Source organism: Larsenimonas rhizosphaerae (assembly GCF_023700005.1).
GTDB classification, from domain to species: domain Bacteria; phylum Pseudomonadota; class Gammaproteobacteria; order Pseudomonadales; family Halomonadaceae; genus Larsenimonas; species Larsenimonas rhizosphaerae.
Window position 1 is genome coordinate 76,261 of sequence record NZ_JAMLJK010000003.1, and the last position, 15,228, is coordinate 91,488.

Here is a 15,228-nt window from a genome sequence, read left to right on the forward strand (position 1 = left end):
CTGTTTTCGTCTGAGGCGGCGGTTGGGACTCAGCATGCTCCAGGGGGATATTGGCGTGGCGCTGTGGCTGTAAATGGCATATATCAATAGGGCGGCCTGCATTTTCGGGCCGTCGGAGGCAATGATTCAGCGTCGCGGTATTTCGGGTTGACAGGCCCTGCCGGTCGCGGGTCTTCGAGGCACTGCCTGCTCTTGTCCAGAACAAAACAAAAACGTGGCATGAGAGCCATTACAGGGGGTACGCAGTATGTCTGATGTACTTGCATTGGAGCAGTATGAACCCTATGCCGGTTTTTTTGATGAACTGGTGGAAACACGGGGAACGCCTCGGCCGCATGCGTTGCCGATTGCCCGGTTCATCGCCGAGCAGGGTGGGTCGGCACTGGTCGAACGGCAGCAGTTACTGGATGACACCATTCGTGCGATGGGGGTGTCCTTTACGGTCTACTCCGACAGTCAGAACATCGACAGGTCCTGGCCGCTGGATGTCGTACCTCGGACCATCCCTTCCGGGTTATGGAAACGTACCAGCGATGGACTCAAGCAGCGTCTCGAAGCGCTGAACCTGTTCATCAATGACCTGTACAACGATCAGCGTATCCTCAAGGCCGGTGTGGTGCCCGCCAGTCTGGTTCACGAATCAAGGAACTTCCTCGCCCCCTGCCAGGGTATTACGCCGCCTCATGGCGTGTGGGCCCATATCTGCGGCACGGATCTGGTGCGTGATGAGACCGGTCAGTTTCTGGTGCTGGAAGATAATCTGAGGGTGCCTTCCGGGGTCTCGTTCATGCTGGAAAACCGCACGGTCATGAAGCGCGTCTTTCCGGAGCTTTTTGCCCGTTCGACCATCTCGCCGGTGGATGATTATCCCCGCCAGCTCTGGAGCATGCTGGCCTCGCTTTCGCCCCGCCCGGACGATACGCCGGTGATCGTGATCCTGACACCGGGTATCTATAACTCGGCCTATTTCGAGCACAGCTATCTGGCACAGCAGATGGGCTGTTATCTGGCCGAAAACACGGACCTTCTGGTTGAAAATGACACGGTGTACCTGAAGACCCTGCGTGGCAATCGGCGGGTGGATGTCATTTATCGTCGGGTCGATGACGTGTTCATTGACCCGGACGTGTTTCGTCCGGATTCCGTGCTGGGCGTTCGCGGCCTGATGGGCGCCTGGCGTGCCGGTCGGGTGGCCATTGCCAACGCGCCGGGCTCCGGTGTGGCTGATGACAAGGTCATTTATGCGTTCGTGCCGGAGATCATCAAGTACTACCTCGGTGAAGCCCCACTGATTGATAACGTTCCCACGTTCCTGTGCATGGATGACAAGGAGCGCGAGCATGTGCTGGCCAATCTTGATTCTCTGGTGGTCAAGCCTGCCAATGAATCCGGTGGGTATGGCATTTTGATCGGTCCGCGCTCTACCGAGCAGGAGCGGGCTGAATTTGCCGAAGCGATCAAGGCTGCGCCGCGAAACTTCATCGCCCAGCCGACCCTTAACCTGTCCACCAGTCCTACCTTGTGCGATGGCCAGCTGGAGCCACGGCATCTGGACCTTCGTCCCTTCGTACTTCAGGGCGCCGAGCTTTACTGCACCACCGGCGGGCTGAGTCGTGTCGCGCTGCGCCGCGGCTCGCTGGTCGTCAACTCTTCACAGGGTGGCGGCAGCAAGGATACCTGGATAATCAACGACGAGGGCTGACCCATGCTGGCAAGAGTGGCTGAAAATGTGTACTGGATGGGACGTTATCTTGAACGCATCGATGATACGGCGCGCCTGATCAATGCCACCACCCATATTCTGATCGATTCACACCGGGATACCGGCTTCAGCTGGCCGGTGCTGGTGGATGTGCTGGGTGAGGACAGTGAGCGGTTCATCAAGGAGGAACACAGCGCCAGCGAACGTGCCGTGATGCATTGTCTGATTGCGGCGGAAAACAGCACCGCCTCCATTCGTTATTCCTGCTCGCAGCTACGCTTCAATGCCCGCTGCGTGCGTGAGGTGATCCCGCGGGATATATGGGAGGAGCTCAACGGGCTTAACCTTTTCATGCAGGAGCAGTGCCTGCATGCCTCCAACCGGCACAAGCGCTATACCCTGATGGTGGAAGTGATTCGTCGCTGTCAGATGGTCATCGGGGTCATGGATGGCACCATGCTTCGCGATGATGCCTATCATCTCTTCAACATCGGTCGGTTGCTTGAGCGGGCGGACATGACCTCACGAATCATGGATATTCTGATTCTGCATCAACTGCTGCCGGCATCGGGCCCGAGGGGGCAGCGAGGCATTCAGTGGCATGCGGTACTCAACGCCCTGGGGGGTGTTGAGTCCTACCAGCGTTATGTGACTCGAGAGGATGAGCGGTCGGATGTGATCGATTTTCTGATGTCCTGCCGCGTCTTTCCGCGATCGATCAGTTATTGCCTGGACAGGGTACGGGAAGAGGCTGCCTTTCTGCCCCACAACGATTCGCTCTTGGCGACACTGGAGGCGCTGCGCCGGCAGATGGACGATCAGGACCTGGCCGTTCTCGATGTTGAGGGACTGCATGCCCTGATCGATACCCTGCAATCCGGATTGAATGACATTCACACGGTATTGATGTCTGATGCACTCAGGTTATCCGTGGCGTAACGGACAGGCACGCGTGCCTGTTCTGCGCGCCTGCCTCCCTCCATTGAGAACACGTAATGAGTGATGATGCCGGCGTCTGCCTCGATACACTGACACGTCTTCGACAGGCCTATGAGGCTGGGGTCGGGGGCAGGGATGAATGGGTGTCCTGCGGCGATGCATCGGACTGGACCAGCATACTGGGATGGCTGGCAGGCCAGGATGCAGACACACTCGATAATCTTTCTACCGACATGAAGGATCAGCTGCGGGAATACGGCGCAGCGTTCAACCCTCGTTTCGAACAGCACCGTAGCCTCGACCTGCTTCCCTGGGTTATGGATGCCACTGACTGGCAAACGCTCGAGGCCGGTCTGGTGCAGCGCAGACAGGTGCTGTCTGCTGTCTTGCGGGACCTTTACGGTGAGCAGCGATTATTGAAGGAAGGTGTATTGCCCCCCGACATGTTGTTTCGCAATGCCGGGTACATGCTGCCGTGCCATGAGCTTCTGGATGAAGACAGCGAGTGGCTGGTTCAGCTTAATTGTGATGTCGGGCGGGATGCGCAGGGCCGTTGGTGTGCCTATGGTGACAGCACGCTGTCGCCTGGCGGTCTGGGGTATGCTCTCGAGAATCGTCTGGCCCTGACCCAGGTCGTACCCGAGCTGTCCGGTCGCTTTCAAAAACGGCGGCTGGCCGGCTTTTTCAAACAGCTTCAAAAGACTCTGGCACCGGCCGGGGCCTATACCGCCGAGCCCCTGATCGGGCTGCTGACTCGCAACTATCGGGACCAGCAGTACCTCGAACACGCCTTTCTGGCCAACTACCTGGATATTGCACTCGTTCATGGCTCCGACCTGATGTACAAGGACGGTCGGCTGTGGCTCAAGACCTTGAGTGGCCTGCAGCCGATGGATGGTCTGATGCGGTATCTGCCGGATGCGTTGAGTGATCCGCTGGAGCTTGATGGCGACGGGATCGGCAGTGCCGGTCTGTTGCAGGCCATTCGTCAGGGCCTGCTGGTCTGCTGTAACCCCCCGGGAGTCGGGGTGATTGACAGTGGTGCACTACTGCCGTTCATGGCCGAGTCATGCGCGGCCCTGCTGGGAGAACCGCTGTTGTTACCGACCGTTCCGGCCTGGTGGTGCGGTGAGCCGACCTCGCTGGCAACGGTCATGGGACGGCTTGATGATGTGATTCTCCATGACCTGGTAGTCCCGGGCGCGCCCGTGGCCGTGGGGCTGCTTGATAGCGACGAGCGCATGGAATGGCTGGCACGGCTGCAGGCCGATCCGGGGCGGTACGTGGCACGTCAGGCCCTGCCCCTGAGTACGGTGCCGGTCTGGCAGGACAGTACGCTGCAGTCCCGGCATGCAGTGCTTCGCAGCTTTGTGCTGTTCGGCGAGCAGGGCGATATGGTGTTGCCCGGCGGGCTGGCCCGGTGCGGTGAGGATGCGCTCGAGCTGCAGCACGGACTGGACGCCCCTTTCGTGGGCAAGGATGTCTGGCTGCCCAGTGAGATCGAACAGCGCATCAGTCTCCTGCAAAGCGCCATGAGCCGGGTGCGCCTGTCACGCAAGGCGGGTCTGCTACCCAGCCGGGTAGCGGATCATCTGTTCTGGATGGGGCGCTACAGCGAGCGGCTCAATCTGGCCTGCCGAGCGCTCAGGGCAGCGTTGCCGCTGGTCAGTACCGTGGCCCGTGAAGACCAGGTGCGAGTGCTGTCTCCCATGGTGGAATTTGCCTGCACGATCAACGGTGGTCACTTCACGCCTACCGCTTCGGAAGATGAGGTGATCGCCCAGCTGGTCAGTCTGTTTGATCGCGACCGCCCGGACGGGCTGTTATCACTGATGCAGTCTCTGATCATGAACGCCCAGTCGGTGCGGGAGTATTTCAGCGAGGATACCTGGTATGTGCTGGAGCGCCTGCAGAATGCAATGAACAGCTTTCCGGCGCAGGGCTCCACCTCCCGGATGGTACGTGCCCTGGACAACGTCATTTTGCTGCAGTCCGCCATTTACGGCCTTAACAATGAAACCATGAGCCGCACGCAGACGCTGCGTTTCATGGATATCGGTCAGCATCTTGAGCGCGCCCTCAAGACCACCGCCATGCTTGAAAAGGTGTTCGTGACTCACCCGGTACCGCCTGCGATGCTGATGGAGGTTGTGCTTCGCATGGCGGATACCCTGATGACCTATCGTCGCCGGTACCGCTCTGAACTGCACCCGATAGCGATCATCGATCTGCTGCTGCTGGATGAGGGCACTCCCAGGTCGGTGGGGTATCAGTGCAAGCGGTTGCGGCGTCAGGTGCATGATCTGCCTGAGCGGGATTCCAACATGCCGGGCCTTAACGCTGAGCAGCGTCTGATGGTTGAACTGGTGTCCATCCTGCAGCTGGTGGATACCGATGAGCTGATGAACGAGCAGGGAGAGCCTGCCGAGCCGCTTGTCGAGCTGATGCGCCGGGTGCAGACACTGCTGGCTCAGCTGTCGGATGCGATTACGCTGGCCTATTTCAATCATACTGATATTCCCCGGCCCATTGACCGGTACGAGGGGTGAGCCATGCGTTATCGAATCAGCCATCTGACGCGATACCGCTATGGACTGGATGTCGCCAACTGTTACAACCTGGGGTGCATGTCCCCGCGGGCTCTGCCCTGGCAAAGGGTGGATTCATCGCACATGGATGTCTCGCCGATGCCCGGTACCATGGAGCAGCGGCTGGATTTCTTTGGCAATCGGCATGTTTTTTTTCACGTCAACGAGCTGCATGATGCCCTGAGCGTCAGCGTCGTCAGTGAGGTTGAGGTGTTGCCGCGCCCGACAGAAGATCGTCTGGGGGAGTCCATGCCATGGGAGACGCTGCTGGTCTGGCTCGAGACGGCTCGAGATGCCCGAGGGCTGCAGGCACGACTACTCCGTACGCCGACGCGAATGACCCCGGTGGACCCGGTGCTCAAGGCGTTCGCTCAGGATGTCTTTGCGCCGGGAATGCCGGTGCTGGAAGGCGCCTGGCGGCTGTGCCACCGCATTTTCAACGAGTTCAGATATGACCCGGGCTTTACGACACTGGCAACGCCCGTGCACACCGTGCTGCGGCAAAAGCGGGGGGTATGCCAGGACTTTGCTCAGCTGGCGATCAGTGCATTGCGTTCGATGGGCATTCCGGCCAGTTACGTCAGTGGCTATCTTGAAACCGTGCCACCGCCGGGTCAGCCGCGCATGATCGGGGCTGATGCCTCACATGCCTGGTTCAGCGTATTTGATCCCGTGGTGGGGTGGGTTGATTTTGATCCTACCAACAACATGGTGCCTGGTGAGCGCCATGTTACCGTAGCCTTCGGGCGCGATTACGCGGACGTGGTGCCCCTGAAGGGGCTGATGAGTGGCGGCGGCGCCCATGAGCTGATCGTTGAAGTCGATGTCATGCCGCTCTCGCACTGAAAAAAAGGCCGGTCCGTGACAGGCCGGCCCGCAGAAGGATATTTTACTTATCCTTCAGTGACATCCAGCGGGAAGGGTGAATGTCGAGTGCATTGTTGTTCCAGCCGTCGAGGTCAGGCGTTACCAGATTGCGCGAACTGTAGGTATAGATCGGCGTCAGGGGGTACTCCGCCAGGGCCAGTTTCTCGGCGCGCTCCATCAGGCTCTCACGCGCGTCAGCGTCCTGCTCGGTATCCGACCTGGCCATCAGCGACTGGTATTCGGTGTTTTGATAGTTTCCGTAGTTATTGGATTTTTGCAGCAGAAGCTGCAGAAAGTTCTGTGCATCATCAATGCTTGAGATCCAGGCGGCGCGAGCCACTTCAAAATTGCCTGCCATCAGGTCGGCGTAGTGCACGTTGGCTTCCGTATTGCGAAGCTCGGCATTGACGCCGAGAGGCTTCCACATGGCCGCCACTGCAACTGCAATGCGCTTGTGCTCGTCGCCCGAGTTGTAGCGAAGGGTCAGTCTCAGGGGATGGTCGGGGCCGTAGCCGGCTTCCTTCATCAGTGCTCTGGCGGTATCGAGACGCTCTTCATAGGGGGCATCCAGGCCCGGCTGGGATTGTGCGTTGTAATGTGCGGTGCCCGGCGGTACCAGTGTGGTGGCCGGCGTTACGGCGCCATCCAGCAGTTTTTCGGCGATCACTTTCCGGTTGATGGCAAGGCTCAGTGCCTTGCGCACGCGCACGTCCGTGACCGGAGAGCCGTCTTTCAGGTTATAGACGTAGTAGTAGGTGCCCAGCGACGGAAAGAGGTGGGTGGCCTGAGGAAGGTTCTTTTTGAGCCACTGATATCGGGACGCCGGGAAGTCACGCAGAATATCCAGCTCGCCGGCCCGGAAGCGCTGGATGCCGGCGTTCTTGTCTTCCATCGGGAAGTAATCAACTCCGTCGAGGCTGACGGCATCGGCATCGTGAAAATGCGTGTTCTTGACGGTGGTCAGCTCGGAGTGCGAGACCCATTTGGTGGGGGTGAAGGCACCGTTGGTCACGATATGACCAATATCACTCCATGTGTCGCCGTACTCCTTCACCAGATGTGCCGGAATCGGATAGCCGATCGGCAGCACCAGCGACTTGAAGAAGTAGGCCGTGGGTTCATTGAGAGTAATGGTCAGCGTGCGACCATCCTTGCTGGCGGTGGCGCCAAGCTGGTCTACCGGCATTTTTCCGCCGTTGATGGCCTGGGCATTCTTGATCGGATACAGGCGCTGGGCATAGTTTGCCGCGGTTTTCGGGTCGAGCTGATGGCGTAGTCCGGCCACGAAATCGTTGGCGGTCACCGGCGTGCCGTCTGACCACCTGGCGTCACCACGCAGCGTGAATGTCCATATCGTACCGTCATCGCTGACGTTCCAGCTTTCGGCAACGCCTGGAATGATGTCCCCCTCTGAACTGACCGAGACCAGCCCCTCATAGATATCCCGCAGAATATCTTCTTCCCAGACTCCACCGGTAATCTTGGCCGGGTCCAGTGAGGCCGGATCGCCACTGATGCCTACATTCAGGGTATCGGCGAAGGCAAACGGGGCCGCGCCCAGCCCGAGGGTGAGGGCGGTGGCGCGATAAAACGTGCGTGGCTGCATGGTGGCTTCCTTGCGTGCTGATAGAGTTATGCTGCTTATATAAGCCTATTCTGCGATGCTTTTCGAGTCGTGGCGTTGTTATCGCAGCGGATGACGTACTGCATCGGGGTTGGCTACAATGGACGTTTTGCACACGGGGCTGCCCGGGTGCGTCTGTCATCACAAGAGATCATTCATGCAAGAGCTCAACCCGATTCATCTGACACTCAAGGACCTGTCCGAGCGGACAGACGTCCTGAGGGGGTATCTTTGACTATGCCGAGAAGAAGGACCGGCTGGAAGAGGTAACCCGCGAACTGGAAAACCCCAATGTCTGGAATGATCCGGACTACGCCCAGAAACTGGGGCGCGAGCGGTCCCAGCTCGATAACGTGGTATCGACCCTTGATGCGTTGACCCAGGGCGTGACAGACAACGAGGAACTGCTCGAGCTGGCTGTCATGGAAGATGACGAGGACACCGTTGAAGAGGTCAAGGCCGAACTGGCTCGCCTTGATGATCAGCTTGAGAAGCTCGAGTTTCGGCGCATGTTCTCCGGCGAAATGGATCCGAACAACGCCTACCTTGATATCCAGGCCGGCTCCGGTGGTACCGAAGCGCAGGACTGGGGCAACATCCTGCTGCGCATGTACCTGCGATGGGCCGAGCACCATGGCTTTACCGCTGAAATCGTCGAGCTGTCTGCCGGTGAAGTCGCCGGGATCAAGTCGGCCACGATCCACATCCAGGGTGAATATGCCTTTGGCTGGCTGCGGACCGAAACCGGGGTGCATCGTCTGGTGCGCAAGAGCCCGTTCGACTCCGGTGGTCGCCGTCATACCTCGTTTGCTTCCGTATTCCTGTCCCCGGAAGTCGATGACAGCTTCGAGGTGGATATCAATCCCTCGGACCTGCGTGTCGATACCTACCGCTCCAGCGGCGCCGGGGGCCAGCACGTCAATACCACCGATTCCGCCGTGCGTATTACCCACGAGCCGTCCGGCATCGTGGTGTCATGCCAGAACCAGCGCAGCCAGCATGCCAACCGTGACTTCGCCATGAAACAGCTGAAGGCGAAACTGTGGGAACTCGAAATGCAAAAGCGCAACGAGGCGAAGCAGGAAGCGGAAGACAGCAAGTCCGATATCGGCTGGGGCAGCCAGATTCGTTCCTATGTACTGGATGACCAGCGCATCAAGGACCTTCGGACCAATGTGCAGTCGAGCAACTGCGAAAAGGTGCTCGACGGCGATCTGGATCAATTTATCGTGGCAAGCCTCAAGCAGGGGCTGTAAGCCGGCGTTTCGCTCATCATAGGATAGACCATGTCAGAACAGGACACATCACTCGACGGCCAGGATGACAATCACCTGATCGCAGAGCGCCGCGCCAAGCTGACCGCGCGCCGTGAACAGGCGGCTGCCACCGGCCGCAGCGCCTTTCCGAACGATATCGATCGTGAGGATCTGGCGGCTGACCTGCAGGCCGAGCTCGGTGAACTCGACAAGCCGGCACTGGAGGAGCGGGATCGTCACGCAAAGGTTGCCGGACGCATCATGCGAAAGCGCGGCCCGTTCATCGTGATTCAGGATGTTTCCGGCCAGATTCAGCTGTATGTCGACAAGAAGGGCCTTCCGGCCGACGTACTTGATGACATCAAGGGCTGGGATATCGGCGACATCGTCTATGGCCACGGGCCGGTGCACAAGTCCGGCAAGGGCGACTTGTACGTGATGATGAAGGAGGCGCGCCTTCTGACCAAGAGCCTGCGCCCGTTGCCGGACAAGTTTCACGGCCTGACCGATCAGGAGGCGCGCTATCGCCAGCGCTACGTTGACCTGATCATGAATCCCGAAGTGCGGGATACCTTCCGTATTCGCGCGGGTGTGATCGCTGCCATTCGCCGCTTTTTCAACGAGCGGGCCTTCATGGAAGTGGAAACGCCGATGCTGCAGCCCATTCCTGGCGGTGCCACGGCGCGTCCGTTCATTACGCATCACAATGCGCTTGATATCGACATGTATCTGCGTATTGCGCCCGAGCTTTATCTCAAGCGGCTGGTGGTCGGCGGGTTTGAGCGGGTCTTTGAAATCAACCGCAATTTCCGTAACGAAGGGCTTTCCACTCGGCACAACCCCGAATTCACCATGCTTGAATTCTACTGGGCCTATGCCGATTACACGGCACTGATCGATCTGACCGAAACCCTGTTGCGGGATGTTGCGCAACAGGTGCTGGGGTCAACCACGGTCGAGTATCAGGGCACGTCCTATGACCTGGCCGAGCCGTTTGATCGCATGAGCATGCGTGAATCGATCATTCGCTATGGCGAGAATATTACCGAGGCGGACCTGGCCTCGTTTGAGGCGGCCAGCGCGCTGGCCGGGCGGCTGGGTATCGAGGTCAAGACCGGCTGGGGGCTGGGCAAGCTTCAGACGGAAATCTTCGAGGAAGTGGCCGAGCACCGGCTGGACCGGCCAACCTTCATTACCGAGTACCCGGCCGAGGTCAGCCCGCTGGCACGTCGCAGCGATGCCGACCCCTTCGTGACCGACCGGTTCGAGTTCTTTATTGCCGGGCGCGAGATTGCCAACGGTTTCTCCGAGCTCAACGATGCCGAGGACCAGGCCGAGCGCTTTCAGGCGCAGGTGGCAGAGAAGGATGCCGGAGATGTCGAGGCAATGTATTACGATGCCGATTACGTTCAGGCACTCGAATATGGCATGCCGCCGACAGCAGGCGAGGGCATTGGCATAGACCGTCTGGTCATGTTCCTGGCCGATGCGCCTTCGATCCGGGATGTGCTTCTGTTCCCCGCCATGCGGCCTCGCCAGGGCTGAAAGGGCGTGGGCGCGCAGTAGTTTCAGCAGGGCAGTCCGTAAATGGCTGCCCTGTTTACGTTGATGGCCTTGGACGCCGCCCGGTCGAGCGCGCATAATGGGCGTCACTTACGTGCATGACCTGACAAGGAGAGCACCATGAAACTGGTGAATCGTTCCGCCCTGAGTGTCAGCCCGACGCAGGCCTTTGTTGACTGGATCAACTCGCTGGAAGCCACCGACGGCGATGACGATCTGATGCTCAAGGACATTGAGCAGGAAAGCACGGTTTATCTGATTCCCGAGATGGATACCGAAGATGCGCTGCATGCCTATGTACGCGAGCGGTACAGCGATATTCTCGAGAATGAGCTGAGTGCCTGGGAAGAGGATGCGCAGCAATGGCCCGCTCCACGCAACTGGGCGCTGTTTCAGGAATTCATTCAGTATCAGTTGAGCTATCTGGCGCTGGATCTTGAGGCAGATACGCCGCTTGACAGCGATGAGATGGGCGAAGACTTTGTATCCAGCGAGGAAGATGACTAGGATACCGTTCCCTGAACGCAAATGAGAAACGGTATTACGTGAAGCATCTGCTTTCTTCCCGTCACGACGATGACGGCTACCCCCCCAAACCACGCGCGATGGCCATGGCAGCACTCATGCTGTGCTCTCTCATGGCCGTTCTCGATACCAACATCGTCAATGTGGCCTTGCCAACCATTGCCGATGCCCTGTCCATCTCGTCGTCGGATGCGATCTGGGTCGTCAATATCTACCAGCTTGCCGGTGCCTGCGCGATTCTGACCTTTGCTGCGCTCAGCTACCGTATTGGGGCGCGGCGCATTTATATTTCCGGTCTGGTGGTGTTCATCGTGACATCGCTGGGATGTGCCTGGTCGCCCTCCCTGTCATGGCTGGTGTTTTTTCGCTGCTTTCAGGGGCTGGGTGCCGCTGCCATGATGAGCCTCGGCCCGGCGCTTTATCGGATGGTCTTTCCCTCGCGATTGCTGGGAAGCGCCATGGGGTTTTCGGCCATGATTGTTGCCACCGGTATAGCTACCGGGCCAACGCTTGGTGGATTGCTGCTGGCGGTTGGTGACTGGCCGCTGCTCTTTTTGATCAATGTACCCGTGGGGATGGTCGCGCTGGTGCTTACATGGCGGTACCTGCCCGTGACTCCGGGAAGCAGGATAGCGTTTGATGGCTGGGGCGCGGTGTGGTCCGGACTGATGTTCGGTGGTCTGGTGGTCGGTGTGGATGAGCTTCGCTCGGCAGAGGGAAGCCGGTGGATGCTGTGGCTTGTGCTGGGGGTCGTGTCCGCAGTGCTGTTTATTCGCCGCCAGCAGCGATTCGACAATCCGCTGTTACCGCTGGATATTTTCAGATCCAGCCGCTTTTCGATGGCGGCGGTTACTTCATTCTTTGCCTGGGTGGGGCAGGCCAGCGCGTTCTTGAGCGTGCCTTTTCTGCTGCAGGGCGCCCTGGGGTATTCTCCACTGGCCTCGGCATTGCTGTTTACCCCTTGGCCGTTGGCGATCATGCTCTCCGCCCCTCGGGCCGGGCGACTGGCTGACCGTTTTTCGCCGCCGCTGATCTGTACCATCGGCATGATGATCTTTATTCTGGGCGTTATCTCACTGGCCCTGCTTGAATCCGGCGCCGGCTGGCTCGACGTGGCATGGCGGACAGCACTTTGCGGGCTGGGCTTCGGATTTTATCAATCACCGAATAATCGGGAACTGATGGGTAGCCTGCCGCGCCAGTTCAGTGGTACTGCTGCGGGAGTGATGGCGAGTGTCAGAACCTTCGGGCAATCCCTGGGGGCGGCGCTGGTCGCGCTGGCGCTGTCGGGTGGCCTGCTGGCGATGGCCGGTGGCGAGCCTGTAGTGCTGGCCCTTCGAGTGGCGGTTGCAAGTGCTGTAATCGCGCTGGTACTGAGTGCCCTGCGGCTCAGGGCCCCGCGCGAATAAGACGGGCAGGGATGCCTCGCAGTGATGTTGATTGAACGTGACAACAAGAGGTGATCCATGAGCATTCAAGAGATTATTGAACAGAAGCTGGCTGAACTTGACCCTTCCGTATTGAAGGTCGAGAACGAAAGCCACAAGCACAGCGTGCCGCCCAATTCAGAAACCCACTTCAAGGTCACGCTGGTCTCGGCGGCCTTTGAGCAGTTCAGTCAGGTCAAGCGTCATCAGCGTATCTACGGCATGCTGGCCGACGAGCTTGCCGGGCCGGTGCATGCGCTGGCCCTGCACCTGTATACGCCGGAAGAATGGGAGGCTCGAGGTAAAACGCGACCTGACTCACCCAACTGCCTTGGCGGCGGCGAGTAAGCATTCTGCATGGTTTCTGAATTTTACCGCCGCCAGTACCTTGAGGCGATGGGGCTGCCGATGTGGGAAGCGCGCTATCAACTGCCCCATGCGATGCCGACCCCAGTGTGCGACTGGCCTGAAAAGCCGGCTGTTGCGCCGCAGCCGGGCACCCGCGGAATGGCGGCGTTGCGTGATGCGGCCGCGCCGGTATCTGAATCTGCTGCTGCGACAACTCCGCCGGACAGTGCTACGGCCGAGTCGGTAGTATCGGCGCGCGCGCTGCTGGACGATATTCGAACATCGACGGACAGCTCGCCTGCATCTGCAGAAAGGCCGGCTGCTGCTCGGGAAGTTGAGTCATCCGCTGCTGACCCGGTGGTGGATACCGTGCCTCAGGAAGTGCGCTTTACATGGGCGGTAGCGGCACTGGAAGGGCGCTGGCTGGTGGTGGTGCCTGGTCGGGCACTCGGTACGGAGGCTCAGGCGCTGTTGAAGGCATTGCTGGTGGCCTGTCGCATTACGCCAGGGCACTGGCCGGTCTTTGAGCAGCTGGGCTGGCCAATGATTGAAGGGCTGCCCAGTCCGGCACCGCTTGATGAAGCGCGCGAGGGGGTGAAGGCCTTTCTTTCAGGACGCAGGGGGCGTGGCTGGGTACCCGAGCGCGTTATGGTGTTTGGTCAGGATGAGCAGGTGGCATCCGTCCTGAAGATCGAGGACGGCGAAAGCCACCTTCTCGGCCTGCCCGTCTGGCAGGGGCCTGCCCTGGAGGACATGCTGGGTGAATGGACGCAGAAGCGTCGCCTCTGGCCACGGCTGGCCGAATGGCACACCTGGTGGCACGGGGAGGCATCCGGCGCGGCATGATATTGCATGAAGACATGATTCAGCCTCTGACACTGGATGCACTTGATGCGTTGGTTACGCTCGACAGACTGAGTCACCAGGGCGGCTGGTCCCGGGTTCAGTTTCTGCGTGGGCTGGGAAGTCCGGATAACCTACTGTGTGGTATGTGGCAGGATGAGGTGCTGGCAGGGGTTGTCGTGCTGGGCTGGCAGCCCTTTGATGCAGAACTTGAACTGATCATGGTGGCGCCCGATGTGCGCCGGCAGGGCATTGCCCGACTGCTTGTTCAGACGGCAATAACCCGGTCCGCGGCGCTGGGCAAGGAGCGGTTGCTGCTGGAGGTCAGAGCCGGCAATCAGGCGGCCATTTCATTGTATGAAGGGATGGGGTTTGTTCGCGACGGCGTGCGTCCCGGGTATTATCCCTGCGCCGGAGGGCAGCGCGAGGATGCTGTACTGATGTCGTACCCGCTGCTCACAGATACGACATCGGCCTGACTCGCGGCGTTTGATGGGGCCGGATATCAGGATGCCTGGCTGGCGTCATCAGTTAAATCGCTGAAGCGTGCCAGAATGCCGTTAAGACGACTTTCCCACTGTGTACGTTCGTTCTTGAGCTGCTCGTTTTCCTGACGCAGTTCTTCAACTTCCATACGCAGCATCTCGATCGTATCAACGGCCGTGCTGACTTTCTGTTCCAGCTTGTCAAACAATTCATTACTCATTCGTTCACGTCTCCTGGTCGTCCTTTTTCACCCTGACGCACCGCGTCGGTCGAAAGACTACGCGCCCACTCAGGTCTCGGCAAGAGCTGAACGGCGGTAAAGCCTTGCGTGGCTCTCTCCGGCGCGTGCTTCACGGTGTAGCCGCCAGGTGGCAGGCACCTCGGGAAGCAGGGTGGCTTCCGTCTCGAGATAGATCCATGCTTCTGATGCCAGCCAGCCCTGTTGCTCCAGCAGGCTACAGCTGGGTGCGGCCAGATCACGGTTGAAGGGCGGGTCCAGAAAGATGATGTCAAACGGCGCTGCAGGCGCAGTGGCAAGCGCTATCAGGGCATCCTGGCGCAACAGGGTGGCCGTAGCACTCAGCGTTGCCAGATTATCAGCCAGTTGATCGGCTGCAATGCGGTCCTGTTCGATGAAGGAAAGCGTAGTGGCGCCTCGCGAGAGTGCCTCGAGCCCCAGTGCGCCTGTGCCTGCAAAGGCATCCAGTACCCTGGCACCATGTACGGAGCTGCCTAGCCAGTTAAACAGGGTTTCGCGTACGCGATCCGGGGTGGGTCTCAGGCCGGGGCGATCTGGCACCGGCAACTGTCGGCGACGATGAATACCGCCAATCAGGCGAAGCTTGCCTGGGGGGCGTTTGGTGCGTGAAGAGGAGGTTGGGGGTCGGCGTCTTGTCATGGCGTGGATTGTACCCGTCGCGTGACGGGAGTGGTAGGATGAGCAGGCATGTGTCGGGAGCCCCCGATCGGAATTTTCGGACTTCGTCAGGCCAGCCGGCAGGGCAGCGCGGCCGGTTCAGGGCTAAGGTGTGACGGGTCGTCAACAAAAGATACAGCCAAC

At 59.5% G+C, this 15,228-nt stretch carries 14 protein-coding genes; 11 read left to right on the forward strand and 3 right to left on the reverse strand.

What is annotated here, in order from left to right; all coding sequences use genetic code 11:
• Positions 1–247 precede the first annotated feature (247 nt).
• From NAT21_RS12425 to NAT21_RS12440, 4 genes are read left to right on the forward strand one after another with little or no spacing between them, the layout of a single operon-like run.
• Positions 248–1,702 (forward strand): circularly permuted type 2 ATP-grasp protein, encoded by a 1,455-nt coding sequence (locus NAT21_RS12425; protein WP_250938873.1) that lies wholly within the window; start codon positions 248–250, stop codon positions 1,700–1,702.
• A gap of 3 nt (positions 1,703–1,705) precedes the next feature.
• Positions 1,706–2,641 (forward strand): alpha-E domain-containing protein, encoded by a 936-nt coding sequence (locus NAT21_RS12430; RefSeq protein ID WP_250938874.1) that lies wholly within the window; start codon positions 1,706–1,708, stop codon positions 2,639–2,641.
• A gap of 56 nt (positions 2,642–2,697) precedes the next feature.
• Entirely contained in the window at positions 2,698–5,190 is a 2,493-nt protein-coding gene (locus NAT21_RS12435; protein WP_250938875.1) for a circularly permuted type 2 ATP-grasp protein, read from the forward strand.
• 3 nt (positions 5,191–5,193) lie between these two features.
• Positions 5,194–6,075: a transglutaminase family protein gene (locus tag NAT21_RS12440; RefSeq protein ID WP_250938876.1), complete on the forward strand. Its 882-nt coding sequence runs from the start codon at positions 5,194–5,196 to the stop codon at positions 6,073–6,075.
• A gap of 43 nt (positions 6,076–6,118) precedes the next feature.
• Here the strand turns inward: NAT21_RS12440 and NAT21_RS12445 are convergent, their stop codons facing one another.
• Positions 6,119–7,702 (reverse strand): peptide ABC transporter substrate-binding protein, encoded by a 1,584-nt coding sequence (locus tag NAT21_RS12445; RefSeq protein WP_250938877.1) that lies wholly within the window; start codon positions 7,700–7,702, stop codon positions 6,119–6,121.
• Positions 7,703–7,877: 175 nt separating this feature from the next.
• On the opposite strand from NAT21_RS12445, the gene prfB reads away from it, so the two are divergent.
• From prfB to NAT21_RS12480, 7 genes are all read left to right on the forward strand, one after another.
• Positions 7,878–8,976 (forward strand): peptide chain release factor 2 gene (gene prfB / locus NAT21_RS12450; RefSeq protein WP_250938879.1). Its coding sequence is split into 2 segments (ribosomal slippage): positions 7,878–7,952 and positions 7,954–8,976, totalling 1,098 coding nucleotides; the frame shifts between segments, so codons are not numbered across the junction.
• Between the two features lie 30 nt (positions 8,977–9,006).
• Positions 9,007–10,521: a lysine--tRNA ligase gene (gene lysS / locus NAT21_RS12455; RefSeq protein ID WP_250938880.1), complete on the forward strand. Its 1,515-nt coding sequence runs from the start codon at positions 9,007–9,009 to the stop codon at positions 10,519–10,521.
• A 138-nt stretch (positions 10,522–10,659) separates the two neighbouring features.
• On the forward strand, positions 10,660–11,046 hold the full coding sequence (locus tag NAT21_RS12460) for a hypothetical protein (protein ID WP_250938881.1): 387 nt from the start codon (positions 10,660–10,662) through the stop codon (positions 11,044–11,046).
• A gap of 38 nt (positions 11,047–11,084) precedes the next feature.
• The gene (locus tag NAT21_RS12465) at positions 11,085–12,473 is read left to right on the forward strand and encodes an MFS transporter (RefSeq protein ID WP_250938882.1); all 1,389 of its coding nucleotides are present in this window, start codon (positions 11,085–11,087) and stop codon (positions 12,471–12,473) included.
• 57 nt (positions 12,474–12,530) lie between these two features.
• Positions 12,531–12,839 carry a BolA family protein gene (locus tag NAT21_RS12470; RefSeq protein WP_250938883.1) on the forward strand — a complete coding sequence of 103 codons (309 nt, stop codon included), beginning with the start codon at positions 12,531–12,533 and terminating at the stop codon, positions 12,837–12,839.
• Positions 12,840–12,848: 9 nt separating this feature from the next.
• Positions 12,849–13,685 carry a hypothetical protein gene (locus tag NAT21_RS12475; protein ID WP_250938884.1) on the forward strand — a complete coding sequence of 279 codons (837 nt, stop codon included), beginning with the start codon at positions 12,849–12,851 and terminating at the stop codon, positions 13,683–13,685.
• The gene (locus tag NAT21_RS12480) at positions 13,682–14,161 is read left to right on the forward strand and encodes a GNAT family N-acetyltransferase (protein WP_250938885.1); all 480 of its coding nucleotides are present in this window, start codon (positions 13,682–13,684) and stop codon (positions 14,159–14,161) included. The genes NAT21_RS12475 and NAT21_RS12480 overlap by 4 nt, the downstream gene beginning before the upstream one ends.
• Before the next feature lie 26 nt (positions 14,162–14,187).
• Here NAT21_RS12480 and NAT21_RS12485 read toward each other — a convergent pair whose 3' ends face one another.
• Positions 14,188–14,388, reverse strand: coding sequence for a cell division protein ZapB (locus NAT21_RS12485; protein WP_250938886.1), 201 nt, complete (start codon positions 14,386–14,388; stop codon positions 14,188–14,190).
• Positions 14,389–14,457: 69 nt separating this feature from the next.
• Entirely contained in the window at positions 14,458–15,066 is a 609-nt protein-coding gene (rsmD, locus tag NAT21_RS12490; protein ID WP_250938887.1) for a 16S rRNA (guanine(966)-N(2))-methyltransferase RsmD, read from the reverse strand.
• Between the last annotated feature and the right edge of the window lie 162 nt (positions 15,067–15,228).